Source organism: Nitratireductor thuwali, assembly GCF_036621415.1.
Lineage (GTDB): Bacteria > Pseudomonadota > Alphaproteobacteria > Rhizobiales > Rhizobiaceae > Chelativorans > Chelativorans thuwali.
Genome location: NZ_CP030941.1, coordinates 459,506 through 474,572, shown reverse-complemented (window position 1 = coordinate 474,572; position 15,067 = coordinate 459,506). Strand labels below are relative to the sequence as shown.

Here is a 15,067-nt window from a genome sequence, read left to right as displayed (position 1 = left end):
AAGGAAAGCGACTGGAGCCGGCGGGAAGCGCGGCTGACGGGGGCGTTGCGACGAAGCGCCGGGAGCAAACGGCGTCCGATATTGGAAATGGCATTTGCAATTTAAGGTCAAGTTAACATGTTCCATGCAACAACCTTGGGTACACTGCGAGCGGGGGCACCTACCGGGGCGTAGCCTGGATTGTTGCCTATGAAAAAGCTTCTCCCTTTCGCCGTTGCATTCAGCACGATCGGTATTCCGGCCGCCAACGCCGTCAATGGCACCGTGATCTTCAATGGCACCATCCTTGCCACCTGTCTCATCACCATCGGCACACCTGGCACGCTCGTGGCAAGCGCGGACTTCACGGAACTCAGCTCGCAGAACGGCGGAGGATTGTCGGGAACGGCTACCGTCGTCACGACGGGGCTTGGCTATTCGCTTTCGACCAGCGCGCCGGCGTCTTTCACCTCCGCGCCTGCCGACGGCGATGCCAATGTCACCTTCTCCTCCTCCTACAGCGCCAGCGGCGTCACTTCGTTGCTCGATGTCGTCGGTTCGGTGACATCGCCGCTCGGCCTCGGCATCACCAATGTCGAGGTCGACTTGGCCGCCACCAAGCCGGCCGGCATATTCCCGGCCGGTTCCTATACCGCCGAAGTGACCGTGACCTGCGAGTAGGACCAGCCATGAGCCCCTCCGTATGGTTCGCGGCGGTTGCCGTGTTCGCGCTCGGTCTGCCGGTCGCGGCGGCCGCCCAATCGATGACGCCGATGCGCGGCGAGGTCTCCAGCTTCACCGACGAATTCGCCATCCGGGTTCGCCCGTACAATCCCTATCGCCAGCGCATTCTGGTGGAGGTGAAGGTCTATGACGAAAACTTCCGTCCGGTGAGGGCTCGCGTGACACCGTCGACGATGATGCTGGGCAGCGACAGTTCCCGGCCCGTTCTGGTGGTCCTGCCCTTCGAGGGGGCCGGATCGCGGCGCGTGCGCATTTGTACCGAAAGCGTTCCGTTTCCCAATCAGGCAACCAGGATCAAGGCACAGATATGTGGTCGATTTCTAGGACGACGCTTGCAATAGCCGCCGTGTTGGCATCGTCAGGCATGATGCATTCGGCCGCCATTGCTCAGGATCAATACATCGTCAACCAGAACCATGCCGGCATGACACTGCCGGGGATATCGTCGCCACATGGCTTCGACGAGGTGAGGGCCGCCGACGGAACGACCTGCCGCTCGGCCATGGGAGGCGCGGGCGCCTATCTGGATACGGGCGTGATCGGCGGCGGGCTCAACGGTGATTCCCGCCCCTTGTCCGCCTATGGCCGCATCGTGATGCCCCTCGGCGAGAAGCCCAGGCGGCTGAATTGCGACAGGCTGTATCAGCTCGAGCTGGAGCGGCTTCAACTGGAGGTGCAACTGCTCAAGCGCGGCCTCGACCCGCGCACAAGCCAGGCCGTTTCAAACGATGCCAGTTGGGCCAGCGGCAGCGGTTGGACGACGGGCGATCGGAAATAGCCCGCCGCCATCGCTCTTTCTGCGACACGCTTCGACGCTCGCTGACCGTTCACCGCTGCCTGGCTGAATACGATGTCATGGAGAATCCCCGTGCCGACTGCGCGGGCAGCGGACATTGAAGGCCAGCGTCATGAACCAGAATTCGCCGGACGAGTTTTCAGCCACCCCCGACGTCGCAGCCGAAGGGCGCCGCGGCAGGGGCGGGCGAGGGGAGCGCGGCGGCGCCGCCGCGCGGCGCGCGGCGCGCACGGGCGGCGGGCCGGGAACCCAGCTCGCCTATATCCGCCGCAGCCTGTCGCCCTACGGGATCCTGGACGAGGAAGGCCTGGCGCTTATCGAGGCCAACGCCGATACGGTGCTCGAGGAGATCGGCATTGAGTTCCGCGACGACGCCGAGGCGTTGGCGCTCTGGAAGGCTGCAGGCGCCGACGTTCAGGGCGAGCGGGTGCATTTCCCCAAGGGCCTGTGCCGAGAGCTTCTGAAGACTGCGCCCCCCGTCTTCACGCAGCACGCCCGCAACCCGGAGCGTTCGGTCGAGATCGGCGGCAATGCCACGGTTTTCGCGCCCGTATACGGCCCGCCTTTCGTGCGCGACCTGGATGGCACCCGCCGCTATGCCACGATCGAGGACTTCCGCAATTTCGTGAAGCTGGCCTATATGGCGCCGTCGATCCACCATTCGGGCGGCACCGTTTGCGAGCCAGTGGACGTGCCCGTCAACAAGCGCCATCTGGACATGGTTTATGCCCATATGCGCCTGTCCGACAAACCCTTCATGGGGTCGGTGACGGCGCCGGACCGTGCCGAGGACACGGTGGCGATGGCGAGGATCCTCTTCGGCGAGGAATTCGTCGACAACAACACCGTCGTCATCAATCTCATCAACGCCAACTCGCCCATGGTCTTCGACGAGACGATGCTGGGCGCGGCCAAGGTGTATGCGAGGGCCAACCAGGCCTGCATCATCACGCCTTTCATCCTGGCAGGGGCCATGAGCCCGGTGACGGTGGCCGGCACGCTCACGCAGGTGCTGGCCGAAGTGCTGGCGGGCGCCGCCTTCACCCAGCTTGTGCGGCCCGGTGCGCCGGTGCTCTTCGGCACCTTCGCTTCGTCCATTTCCATGCAGTCGGGCGCGCCCACCTTCGGAACGCCGGAACCTTCGCTCGTCTCCTACGGGGCGGCACAGCTCGCGCGGCGGCTCGGCCTGCCGTTCCGTACGGGCGGCTCGCTGACGGCTTCCAAGGTTGCCGATGCGCAGGCGGCCTATGAAAGCGCCAACACGCTCAATTCGACGGTGCTGGCGGGAACGAATTTCGTGCTGCATGCGGCCGGCTGGCTGGAGGGCGGGCTGGTGTCGTCCTACGAGAAATTCATGATGGACATCGACCAGCTCGGCATGCAGCAGCGCCTGTGCGAGCCGCTGGATCTTTCGGAGAACGGCCAGGCGATGGACGCCATCCGCGAAGTGGGCCCGGGCAGCCATTATCTCGGCTGCGCGCATACGCAGGCGAACTTCCAGACGGCCTTCTACCGTTCATCGATTGCCGACAACAATTCCTATGAACAATGGTCGGCGGAAGGTGAAAAGACGGCGAACCAGCGTGCCAATCAACTGGCGCGAAGCTGGCTGGAGGCCTATCAGCCGCCGCCGCTCGACGAAGGCATCGACGAGGCGCTGAAGGACTTCGTGGCAAAGCGCAAGGAGGCAATGCCCGACGCTTTCACCTGATGGTGCGACCTTACCGCGTCCGGGGCGCGCACTTGTTCTTGCGCGCCTTGCCGTTGCAAGGCGGCTCGCACAGTGGTCTACTTCCACCGACAACGGCCTGCCGGAGGAGCGTGCGCATGGAACCGACCGTCCTGTTGATCAGTGTCTTCGCCGTTTTCATACCGGCCCTGATCCTGCCCGGTCCCGATTTCGTGGCCGTGGTCCGGTCTTCGATGAGCCGGGGAACGGTTGCAGGGCTGTTGACGACGGCCGGCGTGTCGCTGGGGCTCGGCCTTTATGCTGCGCTCAGCCTGCTCGGGCTCTCCGCGATCCTGGTCCAGTACCAGTGGCTTGCCTGGGCGATCCGCATCGCGGGCGGGCTATACCTGATTTATCTCGGCATTCGCCTGATCCTTGCCCGGCCGGAGCAGATCGGCGTCCCCGTCGACGATCACAAGTCGAGTGCCAACGCGTTTCTCTTCGGCTTCGCCGTCACGCTGACCAATCCCAAGGCGATCGTCCTGTTCGCCAGCGTTTTCGCCACCGCCGTGACGGCCGACACGCCCGGCGTGCTGATGGCGCTCATGGTCGGGCTGGTCATGGCAAGCGCGCTTGTGTGGTATTCCTTTGTCAGCCTGTGCATGTCTTCGGCGCCGGTGATCCGCTCCTTCGGCCATGCGCGGCACTGGATCGAGCGGGTGGCCGGCGTCTGTTTCGTCGGGATCGGCGGACGCATCCTCGCCGACAGCCGCAATCCGATCTCGACCTAGGTCATCCAGCCATTCTGGGAAATGGCAACACGATCTAGCCCCGTGCACGGCGCCTTTCGCGGCGGCCGCCGGGCGCGCTGTCGGCGCCGCTCTGGGCCGCGCCCTTGTTGCGCATCGGGCCGACGCGGGCTTCGATGGCGGCGATGTCGGGCCTGCCGTTCTTCCGGTGCTCATCGAGCGCCCTGCGCATGGCGGCCAGGTGCTCGAACGAGGTGCCGCAGCAGCCGCCGATGATCCTTGCGCCGCCGTCGACGGCAAGCCGCACATACTCGCTCATGAGCTCGGGCGTCCCCGAATAATGAATCTCGGTGCCGCGAAACTCCGGGATGCCACAATTGCCCTTGACGACGATGGTGGCCTCGGGGCGGGCTTCGGACATGTCCAGCAGGGCGGCAAGGATGTCGGGCGCGCCGACGCCGCAATTGGCGCCCACGGCGACCGGCTTCTGCGGCATCGTTTCGCCGACATCGTGGATGTTCTTGGGGGCAAGCCCCATCATGGTGCGGCCGGCGGTGTCGAACGAGCCGGTATAGGTATAGGGCAGGCCCACCTTGATGGCGGCTTCGGCCGCGGCCTTGATTTCGTCGGGCGCCGACATGGTCTCGATCCACGCGACTTGCGCGCCGCCGGCCTTGAGGCCCTCGATCTGTTCCACGAAGGCCTCGACGGCGGCCTCGTAGGTGAGCGCGCCCAACGGCACCAGCAGTTCGCCGGTGGGGCCGACGGAACCGGCGACGACGACGCGGCGGCCGGCCTTGGCGGCCACGCGGCAGGCGATCTCGGCAGCCTTCTTGTTGAGCTCGAAGACGCGGTCCTGGGCGTCGTGCAGCTTGAGCCTGTGGCGGGTTCCGCCAAAGGAATTGGTCAGGATGATATCGGCGCCCGCGTCGATGAAGCCCTGATGCAGTGCCTCGATCTTTTCCGGTGCTTCCTCGTTCCAAAGCTCCGGCGCCTCGCCGGACTGCAGCCCCATGGCGAAGAGGTTGGTGCCGGTCGCGCCGTCGGCGAGAAGCACGCCCTTTTCCGCAATCAGCGCATCGATTGGGTTCTGCATGAAATGCTGCCTTCTCTGGAATTGTCGATCCGAGATCAAGATAAACATATAAAGAAATCTTTATATGGCGTCAATGTGCGTGGCGCTCCCCTGATCCAACTATTGGATCTCGCGATTGCGGACGGGAAACCGGCTTCCACTTTTCCTGAAAGCTCACATTCTAGCCCGCTATTCCACCCTCAGCCCTCGGATGAAGCCGGCGCTCTCGTGCGCATTGATTTCGGCGGCACGGATGAGGCCGTCGAAATGGCGGGCCAGCGTCGTCACGGTCTGCCGGGCGTTCAGCACCAGATACATGCCGCCCATGTAGACCGCCGCCCGATAGGGACCGAAAACCGTGTAGGGCGCGGAAAAGCGCTGCCGCCAGTCGAAAAGAAACAGCCGGAAGGTGGGGTAGAGGTCCTCGACTAGCTCGGCCATATGGGCAAGCTGCGCCGCGCGCACCGCCGCCGGCAGCCCGTCCCACCGGCCTTTGCCGAGGGCGAACAGCTCCAGCGTCTGGCGCGGCATGCAGACCTCCATGTCGGTCTCGGGGCGGCGGTTGTAGTCCACGCGGTATCGGGCTTCCTCGCGCTGGGCGTCGCGGCTGATATGGGCTGCGTCGGCCTCGAAATCGATCACCGCCTCGGTGCGCAGCAGGTCGGGGATGCCGGAGGGCACGTAGCGGATCTTGGTGCCCGCCGCCTCGGCATGCCACTTGGCCAGCATGGTGCTGCCGAAGCCTGCTTCCGCCTCGGCGATCTCCAGGCTCTGCCGCAGTTCCCCGGTGATGCCTTCATCCTGGCTGAGGCCAAGCAGCCAATCGAGCGAGACCTGATGCTCGGCGGCGATATTCAGCAGCGTCTCGGCGCGGGGCAGGCGGGTCGAGCCTCCCGAGAGAAGCTGCGACAGGGCCGACCGGTCGATGCCGACGGCGCCGGCAAAGGCCGACTGGTTGAGCCCGGTGCGCTGCATCAAGAGTTTCATGCGCTCGCGAAACGTGCCGGAAAGGTCGCGCTTGTCGATCATGCGGTCCATGAGCTTTTCCTCGAATGATGCTTTTTAAGAATTCTTCGTCACTTTAGTAAACACATGCGCTGTTTGCTGCGCATCCGCAACGGATTATGCGCATTCTCTCGTTGAAGCGCCGCGCGGCTGCTGACATCTTCCTGTCAGTCAAGTGAAGGCTGCGCCCGGCGATTCGATGCAGGGTGGCGCCAACCAGGGAAATGAATGAGACTCGAGAGCAAGAGCCGGGACGGTCGTCCGGCGATTGAATGGCCGACATTTGCCTTGATTCTGGCGTGCTACGCCGCCTGGGGCGGCGCGGGCGTTTTCCTGTGGCCCGATTGGCCCGTCGCGGCGCTGGTGATCCTGACACTCACCGTCGCGCTGCAGTCCTCGCTGATGCACGAGTGTCTGCACGGCCATCCCACGCGGAATGCCCGGGTGAACGAGGCGCTCGTCTTCCTGCCCATCGGCCTCGTCTATCCCTACCGCCGCTTCAAGGCGCTCCATCTGCGCCATCATGCGGACGAAAGGCTGACCGACCCGTTCGAAGATCCGGAAAGCTATTACCGGGCCCTGTGGGAATATCAGGCCATGCCGGCATGGGCGCGCCGGCTGCTCGACATCAACAACACTATGCTCGGGCGCTTCATCCTCGGTCCGGCAATCATGAATTTCGGCTTCATCGCCTCCGAATTGCGCCTGATCCGCCAGGGCGATCGCGCGGTGCGCGGTGCTTGGCTCCTGCATGGTGCGGGGCTTGCCGTCGTGCTGCCGGTCGTTGGCTATGCCTTCTCAATGCCCCTGTGGCTCTATGTGCTGGTGCCCGCATGGCTCGGCCAATCGCTGATCTCGATCAGGACCTTTGCCGAGCATCAATGGTCCGAGCGGCCGGACGGGCGGACGATCATCGTCGAGCGCTCGCCGCTGTCCTTCCTGTTCCTGAACAACAACCTGCACCTCGTTCACCATAAGATGCCGACCGTCCCCTGGTACCGGCTGCCCGAGCACTACCGGCAGAAGCGCGAGGAATGGCTTCGGCTGAACGGCGGCTACGCCTATCCGAACTACCTGGCGCTCTTCAGGGATTTTGCCTTCAAGGGCAAGGAGCCGGTGCCTCATCCGGTCCTGCGCCGCGAGCCGCACCAGCCGCGCGCCTTCCGTCCACGGGTGGCGGGCGCCAAGGCACGGAGCGGCGTGATGCCGGTCCCTGCCAAGCCTACGGACGATTAAGACAGTCCGTGAAAAGGGGCTTTCTAAAAGCTTGAACCTTGCGCCCGTTTGCGTACACATTCGGCCATGAGCCAGGTCGCCGCGCTGCCGATGTATGACTGGCCCGAAATCCGGGCCGACACGGATGCGCTGTGGAGCCAGCTCGCCAAGGCGCTGCGGTCTTGCGGTGTCGAGGCTCCGGAGCGGCTTGCCCGCAACAATGCCGCTCTGCCGCCGGTGCCGGGCGGCATCCGCGACGAGGCCGGGACCGTCATCGCCGCCGATCCGGCGGACCTGCCGCCCGACGGACTGGACCTGCAGGCATTGTGGCATCACCCGCATCTGCTTTTGGCGCAGACCTGCTGGGGCCCGATGAATGCGGGCCTGCATGAGCATGTGCAACTGGTGGGCCAACCCGACTATTCGTCCTGCGAGGGCGGCGCCGGCGCCTGCTATTCCAGCGCCGTCCTGATGCGGCGGGGCGAGGGCACCAGCGTCGCCGCTCCCCCGGATGGGGGTGCCGTATTGCCGCTGGACCGGATGCAAGGCCTGCGGTTGGCCTACAACGAGCCGGTTTCGATGTCGGGCTATTTCGCGCTCTTGCAGGACATCGGCAGCGATGCCGACCTGTTCGCCGAGACCGTCGCGACGGGTTCGCATCGGGCTTCGGCGCGGGCGGTGGCGGAGGGCAGGGCGGATCTGTGCGCCGTCGATTGCCGGAGCTGGGCCCTCATTCAGCGTTTCGAGCCCTATGCGGCAGAGCTTGTCGCCGTCGGCTGGACGGCCCGGCGCAAGGGTCTGCCCTACATCACCTCGAGATATACCGCGCCCAACGATATACGCGTCCTGCGGCGCGTGCTGGCGCTGGCGGATTGATCTGCCCTACGTCACCCTCGCATCCGCTCGCCCGCCGGATCGAAGGGGGGATCGATATTGATGCGGGCCGGGCGGCGGTGGCCGAGGATTTCGATTTCGAACAGGCCTTCGCTTTGGTCCGACGCGAGTTCGGCCGGCACGTAGCCCTGCGCCATGGATTTGCGCACATAATGCGCATATCCGCCCGAAGTGACCCAGCCGACCACGCGCCAATCGCCATCCTCGGTGCCCCTGATTGAGGACGCATCGCCCGATCCGGCCGGCACGGCGCGGCCCTTGATCTCACCACCATCCGCGCCGAAGCGCTGTGCGCCGAAGCCATGGGATTTTGCGACGGTGCCGAATTCGCGCCCGTTCACGCGGGCCCATACAGGCTCGTCGCCCATCACGTCGGCGTCCGCGGCCTCGACAATGAACGAGACCCGCCGAAGCTTCGGGCCGTCGGCCTGCTCCCTGGCGGCAGCCTCCCGTCCGACGAAATCGTTCTTCTCGAGCTTGACGAACCGGTCCATGCCCCCTTCGCAGGGGCCGTAGATCGGGCGCAGCTCGCGGAACCATGTCGGAAAGTTCTTTTCCAGCCGCATGCACAGCAGGGCGCGCATGCCGAAATCGACGATGCCGAACGGCGCGCCTGCCTCCTTGATCGCCAGATAGACCCGGCGCTGATAGGCGGGCGGCATCCAGATCTCGTAGCCCAGATCGCCGGTATAGGTCAGCCGGTTGACCATGCAGGGGCACCCGGCCACCGCCATCTCCCGAAATTCCATGAAACGGAAGGCATCTTTCGATACGTCGATGTCGGCGAGCTTTTCCAGTACTGCGCGCGATTGCGGTCCGGCAATGGAAAGACCCACCAGCGTCTGGTCGAAACGGTGGATGCGGACCGAGCCGTCCTCCGGCAGGTGCTTTTCAAACCAGCGCATGTGATAGACCTGCGCCGCCGACGAGCCCCAGATCATGAACCGCCCTTCTTGCGCCTTGGCGATGGTGAAATCGCCGATGAGCTTGCCGAACTCGTTGAGCATGGGCGAAAGCACGATGCGGCCCGTCTTCGGCATGCTGTTGGTCATCAGCCGGTTGAGGAAGTCTTCCGCGCCGGGGCCGGTGACCTCGTATTTGGCGAAATTGGCGATCTCCGTGACACCGACGCGCTCGCGCACGGCGCGCACCTCTTCTCCCACATGCTCGAAGTCGTTGGAGCGGTGGAAGGAGACGATATCCTTCGGCGCCGTGCCCTTGGGCGCGAACCAGAGCGCCGTTTCCAGCCCCCAGGAATCGCCCATCACCGCATTGTTGTCGCGGGTCATGATGTCGTAGAGGGGCGTCGTCTGCGCGGGACGGGCGGCGGGCAGTTCCTCGTTGGGGAAGCGGATGGAGAAGCGGCGGGAATAGTTCTCGCGCACTTTGGCGTTGGTGTAGCGCAGGGTTGCCCACTCGCCGAAGCGGGCGACATCCATGCCCCAGACGTCGAAGCCGGGATCGCCGTCGACCATCCAGTTGGCAAGCGCCAGCCCGACGCCGCCGCCCTGGCTGAACCCGGCCATAACGGCGCAGGCGCACCAGAAATTGGTCAGCCCCTGCACGGGCCCGACCAGCGGGTTGCCGTCGGGGGCGAAGGTGAAGGGGCCGTTGATAATCTGCTTGATGCCAGCATTCTGCAGCGCCGGGAAATGGCGGAAGCCGACTTCCAGCGATGGCGCGATGCGATCGATGTCGGGCTCCAGAAGCTCGTGGCCGAAATCCCAAGGCGTCTGGCGCGGCGACCAGGGTTTCGCCGCCTTCTCATAGGTGCCGAGCAGGATGCCGTTGCGCTCCTGCCGCGTATAGATTTCGCCCTTGAAATCGATGACGCCGATCATCTCGCGGCCGGTGGAGCGGTTGAATTCTTCCACCTCCGGCATGGGCTCGGTGAGCAGATACATGTGCTCCATGGCCAGAAGCGGCAGTTCCAGCCCGACCATGCGTCCCACCTCGCGCGCCCATAGGCCGCCACAATTGACCACATTCTCGGCCTTTACCGTGCCCTGCTCGGTGACGACGTTCCATGTGCCGTCCGGCTCCTGGGTAAGCTCGGTCACGCGGTTCCGAAGCACGATCTCGGCGCCGAGCTTGCGCGCGGCCCTGGCATAGGCGTGGGTTGTGCCCGAGGGGTCGAGATGCCCTTCCACCGGATCCCACATGGCGCCGACGAAATGCGTTTCGTCCATCAGCGGGAACATCGCCTTGGCTTCCGATGGCGTGATCAGCTCCGTCTCCATGCCGAGATAGCGGCCCTTGGCATGGGCCAGCCGCAGGAAATCCATGCGCTCCGGGCTGTCGGCCAGCATCACGCCGCCGGTCAGATGCAGGCCGCAGGATTGCCCGGAAAGCTCCTCGATCTCCTTGTAGAGCTGCACGGTGTAGGCCTGCAGCCTGGCGACGTTCGGATCGCCATTCAGCGTATGGAAACCGCCGGCGGCGTGCCAGGACGAACCGGAGGTGAGCTCCGAGCGCTCGATGAGCATGACGTCCCGCCAACCGGCGCGGGCGAGGTGGTAGAGGACCGAGCAGCCAACGACGCCGCCACCGATGACAACCGCTTTTGCGTGAGAATTCATTTGCTTATGTCCGTACCTGAAATTGATGTTGGGGCGTGTATAAAGCGCAGGTCGGGAGCGCTGACGTCCTCGGCAATGCGGCCCTCCAGGGCTGCAAGGATTGTTTCGCAGACCGTGCTTCGCTGCTGCAGAACGTCGACATTCCCAAAGCGCAGCACGGAGTAGCCGTGGGAACGCATGAACTCATCGCGCCTGCGGTCATGTGCACTTTCGATATGTTGACTGCCGTCGACCTCGACGACGAGCCATCGTTCCCGGCAAGCGAAGTCAGCGAAGAAGGGGCCGATGGGGAACTGGCGCGTAAATTTGAAACCGCCCAACCTGCGCCGCTTCAACTCCAGCCAGAGCAGGGCTTCCGCTTCATTATCGGTCTGGCGGAGCTGACGAGCGCGTTTGGTGACGCCCGCTTTCCGGCGGCTTCGCGTGTCAGCGGCGTCTTCCCCCACTCCGTCCCTGCGGGCCACCTCTCCCCCCGCTGGGGGGAGAGGAAGGGTGCCTGAGGTTGCGGCCGGCTCTTCCTCTCCCCCGTCGAGCGGGGGAGAGGTGGTCCGCGAAGCGGATCGGAGTGGGGGTCGACCGTGCCGCATCATCTCAAAAATCCGTCGGCGCGCCGCCTTCGCGGATGCGCCGGGCGACGAAATCGCCAAGTTCCTCGCGGATCGCCGGGTCCATGGGCGGCTCCTCATAGATGGCGAGGCGCTCTTTCCACAGCCGGTTGGCGTGCTCGATGGCTGTCGGCGCGCCGGCCTGCGCCCAGCTTTCGTAATTGCGCCAATCGGAGATGATGGGGGCGTAGAAGGCGGTCTTGTAGCGGGCCTGGGTGTGCGGCGAGCCGAAGAAGTGGCCGCCGGGGCCGACGTCGCGGATCGCATCGACCGCCAGCGCGTCCGGCGAAAGGTCGAGCGGGGTGAGGAACTCGGCCACCATCTGCAACAGGTCGATGTCGAGCATCATCTTTTCGTAGGAGCAGCACAGCCCGCCCTCCAGCCAGCCGGCGGCATGCTTGACGAAGTTCGTTCCGGACTGGACGCAGCCCCACAGCGAGAACACGCTTTCATAGGCGGCCTGGGCGTCCACCGTGTTTGCCGCGCAGGCATTGGAGCTGCGATAGGGTATGTCGTAGCGGCGGGCGAGCTGGCCGCCCAATAATTGCGCCTTCATGTATTCCGGCGTGCCGAAGGCCGGGGCACCGGAGCGCATGTCGACATTGGAGGTGAAGCCGCCATAGGCGGCGGGCGCGCCTTTCCTGACCATCTGGCTGAAGGCAAGCCCCGCCAGCGCCTCGGCGTTCTGCTGCACGACCGCGCCGGCGATGGTGACGGGGGCCATGGCGCCGGCCAGGGTGAAGGGTGTGATGATGACGGCCTGCCCCATGGAGGACATCTGGATGATGCCTTCCATCATCGGAACATCCAGCTTGAGCGGCGAATTGGTGTTGATGACGGTCATGCAGGAAGGCTGGTCCTGCAACTGCTCGCGGCTGAGGCCGCGCGCAATGCGCGCGATCTCGATGCCGTCCTGGTTGCGCTCCTTGCCCAGCGAATAGACGTGAAAGACCTTGTCCGTCAGCGTCACGATATCGCGCAGGCACTCCAGATGGCGGACCGAAGGATGCACGTCGATCGGCTCGACCGGATAGCCGCCGATGCAGTGGATGATGTTATGCATTTGGGCGAGCTTGATGAAATTCCGGAAGTCCGCCTGGTTCCCGGGCCGGCGGCCCCGGTCCGTGTCGGAGCAATTGGGCGCCGAGCCGATCTGCGAAAAGATCATGCTGCTGCCGCCCATGTGCAGGTTGTGGGCGGGGTTGCGGGCGTGGAGCGTGTATTCGGACGGGCAATGGGCGATCAGCTCGGTGATCAGCTCGGCGTCGAAATGGACGCGATGGGTGTCCGGCCGCACGTCCGCGCCGTGCTCCTTCATGATCGCACGCGCTTCATCGTGGAGCACCTCCAGGCCGATCTCCGAAAGCACGCGCAGCGAGGCGAGGTGAATGGATTCCAGCTCATCATCGGAAACGATCGGGGTGCAGGGGAAGGGCGATCTGATCTGCTGGAAAGCCGGCTGGGAGAAGCCGGAAGCGCCATTCCGCTTTCCCGTGCGCCCGCCGCGGCGGGTGCGGCCCGGCTCCGGCGCGGTTTCGTTCGGCGTGCTGAATTCGGTCATCAAGCGCCTCATCCTCCTGGAACAGCGGAATGATGGACCCGTCCTCGGTCGCAGAACACGGGAGCGGCGACGGAAAGGGCAACAGATGCGACATCGCGCGACGCGAAAAGGCCTTTTGAGGCAGATGCCGGTTCGGCTTGATTGCCGGTGCCGGCACCCGCTACATTGGCCGCATGGAAAAGCTCGGGCACATCGCGCCAGCCGCAAAGCCGTCGCCGCGCACGCGGCATGCGGAGCTTCTGCGCCTGTGCGCCCGCATCGGATACTCGCCGCCGCGTTCCGTTTAAAACGCCGCCCGGCCCTTGCCGGAACGATTCAAACGGAGACGCCAATCCTATGACGTATCAGAATTTTTCCCTGAAGCAGCTTCAGGATATCGATGCCGCGCACCATCTGCATCCTTTCACCGATCATAAGGATCTGCGTGATGCGGGCGCGCGCATCATCACCCACGCCCAAGGCCCCTTCGTCTACGATACCGAAGGCAACGAGATCCTCGACGGCATGGCCGGCCTTTGGTGCGTGAATATCGGCTATGGCCGCGACGAGCTTGCCGACGTCGCCTATGCACAGATGAAGGAGTTGCCCTACTACAACTCCTTCTTTCGCTGCTCCACGCCTTCGCCGGTGCTGCTTGCGCAAAAGCTGGCGGAGATCGCGCCGAAGAACGTCAACCAGGTATTTTACGGCTCGTCGGGGTCGGAGGCCAACGATACGGCGCTGCGGCTGGTGCGGCACTATTGGGCGCTGGAGGGGAAGCCGCAGAAGAACCGCATCATATCGCGCAAATGGGCCTATCACGGCTCGACCATCGCCGGCACCTCGCTCGGCGGCATGGAGGCCATGCACGGCCAGCTCCACGGCGCGGTGCCCAATATCGCTCATGTCATGCCGCCCTATGCTTTCGAGCTGAAGGAGAAGGGCGAGAGCGACCATGATTTCGGGCTGCGCGCGGCAAGGGCGGTCGAGGACGCCATCTTGGAGGCCGGCCCAGAGAACGTCGCCGCCTTTATCGGCGAACCGGCTATGGGGGCGGGCGGCGTGAAGGTCCCGCCGGAAAGCTATTGGCCGGAGATAGACCGCATCTGCAAGAAGCACGATGTGCTCCTGATGCTCGACGAGGTGATCACCGGCTACGGCCGCACCGGAGAATGGTTTGCCGCCCAGAGGCTGGGGCTGGAGCCCGATACGATCACCACGGCCAAGGCGCTCACATCCGGCTATCAGCCGCTCTCGGCGCTTCTGGTGGGCGACCGCATCGCCGCCACGCTGGTGGAAAAGGGCGGCGAGTTCTATCACGGCTACACCTATTCGGGGCATCCGGTGGCCTGCGCCGTGGCGCTGAGGAACCTCGAGATCATCGAGCGCGAAGGCCTGATCGAGCGCGTGCGCGAGGATACCGGCCCCTATTTCGCCGAGGCGCTGGAAGAGCGCCTGGCCGGCCATGGCATCGTGGGCGAGACGCGCAGCTTCGGCCTGATGGGCGCCATCGAGATCGTCAGCCACAAGGACACGCGGAAGCGCTTCGACGGCGGCGGCGCGGCGGCCGTGGCCGTGCGCGACCACGCGATCGCGGAAGGCATGATGATGCGCGCCGTCGGCAATACCATGATCCTGTCGCCGCCGCTGATCTGGACGAGGGAGACCATCGACATGGCCTGCGATCGTATCGTCAGGGCGCTGGACAAGGCGGAGATCGACTTGCGTAAGACGTGACCCAGCAATAGCGGCCGGGGAGCCTTGCCTCCCGCCGCGCAATCGAGGAGGCGACGATGGATGGGCCCGTGGTGCCGCTGGTGGAATATGAAGTGGCGAATGACGAAGTACGCGCGGTGTATGACGACATCATGCAGACGCGCGGGACGGATTGGGTGAACAATTTCTGGAAGGTGCTGGCGCACGATCCGGCGCTGCTCAAGCGGACCTGGCAAAGCGTCAGAGAGGTGATGGCCCCCGGCGCGCTCGATCCCCTGGTGAAGGAGATGATCTATGTCGCCGTGTCGGCCACCAACGGATGCACCTATTGTACCTATTCCCACACCGCCTCGGCGCGCGCCAAGGGCATGAGCGATGCCCAGCTCATGGAGGTGATGGCCGTCGTCGGCATGGCCAACGAGACCAACAGGCTGGCCAACGGGCTGCGGCCGCCGGTGGACGAGGCATTCCTTCCGGCCTGACGACGGCATGTGGGGCCAC

14 protein-coding genes are annotated in these 15,067 nt (G+C 64.7%); 9 read left to right on the top strand and 5 right to left on the bottom strand.

Features of this window, described 5'->3' with window-relative positions; translation table 11 throughout:
• Positions 1 to 189 precede the first annotated feature (189 nt).
• The 5 genes from NTH_RS02265 to NTH_RS02245 all read left to right on the top strand — a co-directional run bounded on the left by NTH_RS02265 (position 190) and on the right by NTH_RS02245 (position 3,979).
• Complete coding sequence (locus NTH_RS02265) at positions 190 to 660, top strand: hypothetical protein (RefSeq protein WP_338528480.1); 471 nt, start codon at positions 190 to 192, stop codon at positions 658 to 660.
• Positions 661 to 668: 8 nt separating this feature from the next.
• Positions 669 to 1,064, top strand: a complete 396-nt coding sequence (locus NTH_RS02260) for a hypothetical protein (RefSeq protein ID WP_338528479.1) — start codon at positions 669 to 671, stop codon at positions 1,062 to 1,064.
• 23 nt (positions 1,065 to 1,087) lie between these two features.
• On the top strand, positions 1,088 to 1,501 hold the full coding sequence (locus NTH_RS02255; RefSeq protein WP_338528478.1) for a hypothetical protein: 414 nt from the start codon (positions 1,088 to 1,090) through the stop codon (positions 1,499 to 1,501).
• A gap of 130 nt (positions 1,502 to 1,631) precedes the next feature.
• Entirely contained in the window at positions 1,632 to 3,230 is a 1,599-nt protein-coding gene (locus NTH_RS02250) for a trimethylamine methyltransferase family protein (protein WP_338528477.1), read from the top strand.
• A gap of 116 nt (positions 3,231 to 3,346) precedes the next feature.
• Positions 3,347 to 3,979 (top strand): LysE family translocator, encoded by a 633-nt coding sequence (locus NTH_RS02245; protein ID WP_338528476.1) that lies wholly within the window; start codon positions 3,347 to 3,349, stop codon positions 3,977 to 3,979.
• Positions 3,980 to 4,013: 34 nt separating this feature from the next.
• On the opposite strand, the gene bmt is transcribed toward NTH_RS02245, so the two are convergent.
• Positions 4,014 to 5,033, bottom strand: coding sequence for a betaine--homocysteine S-methyltransferase (gene bmt, locus NTH_RS02240; protein WP_338528475.1), 1,020 nt, complete (start codon positions 5,031 to 5,033; stop codon positions 4,014 to 4,016).
• Positions 5,034 to 5,201: 168 nt separating this feature from the next.
• Positions 5,202 to 6,041, bottom strand: coding sequence for a helix-turn-helix transcriptional regulator (locus NTH_RS02235; protein WP_338531780.1), 840 nt, complete (start codon positions 6,039 to 6,041; stop codon positions 5,202 to 5,204).
• Between the two features lie 204 nt (positions 6,042 to 6,245).
• Here NTH_RS02235 and NTH_RS02230 point away from each other — a divergent pair, with 204 nt between their 5' ends.
• Together NTH_RS02230 and NTH_RS02225 are read left to right on the top strand one after the other, a co-directional pair.
• On the top strand, positions 6,246 to 7,253 hold the full coding sequence (locus NTH_RS02230) for a fatty acid desaturase (RefSeq protein ID WP_338528474.1): 1,008 nt from the start codon (positions 6,246 to 6,248) through the stop codon (positions 7,251 to 7,253).
• Between the two features lie 66 nt (positions 7,254 to 7,319).
• Entirely contained in the window at positions 7,320 to 8,108 is a 789-nt protein-coding gene (locus NTH_RS02225; protein WP_338528473.1) for a PhnD/SsuA/transferrin family substrate-binding protein, read from the top strand.
• An 11-nt stretch (positions 8,109 to 8,119) separates the two neighbouring features.
• Here the strand turns inward: NTH_RS02225 and NTH_RS02220 are convergent, their stop codons facing one another.
• The 3 genes from NTH_RS02220 to NTH_RS02210 are packed head-to-tail and all read right to left on the bottom strand — an operon-like array spanning position 8,120 to position 12,871.
• Entirely contained in the window at positions 8,120 to 10,705 is a 2,586-nt protein-coding gene (locus tag NTH_RS02220) for a GcvT family protein (protein WP_338528472.1), read from the bottom strand.
• Positions 10,702 to 11,292: an endonuclease domain-containing protein gene (locus NTH_RS02215; protein ID WP_338531779.1), complete on the bottom strand. Its 591-nt coding sequence runs from the start codon at positions 11,290 to 11,292 to the stop codon at positions 10,702 to 10,704. The genes NTH_RS02220 and NTH_RS02215 overlap by 4 nt, the downstream gene beginning before the upstream one ends.
• Before the next feature lie 4 nt (positions 11,293 to 11,296).
• Positions 11,297 to 12,871 carry a trimethylamine methyltransferase family protein gene (locus NTH_RS02210; RefSeq protein WP_338528471.1) on the bottom strand — a complete coding sequence of 525 codons (1,575 nt, stop codon included), beginning with the start codon at positions 12,869 to 12,871 and terminating at the stop codon, positions 11,297 to 11,299.
• A gap of 336 nt (positions 12,872 to 13,207) precedes the next feature.
• On the opposite strand from NTH_RS02210, the gene NTH_RS02205 reads away from it, so the two are divergent.
• Entirely contained in the window at positions 13,208 to 14,587 is a 1,380-nt protein-coding gene (locus NTH_RS02205) for an aspartate aminotransferase family protein (RefSeq protein WP_338528470.1), read from the top strand.
• Positions 14,588 to 14,643: 56 nt separating this feature from the next.
• Complete coding sequence (locus NTH_RS02200; RefSeq protein WP_338528469.1) at positions 14,644 to 15,048, top strand: carboxymuconolactone decarboxylase family protein; 405 nt, start codon at positions 14,644 to 14,646, stop codon at positions 15,046 to 15,048.
• The last annotated feature ends 19 nt before the right edge of the window (positions 15,049 to 15,067 follow it).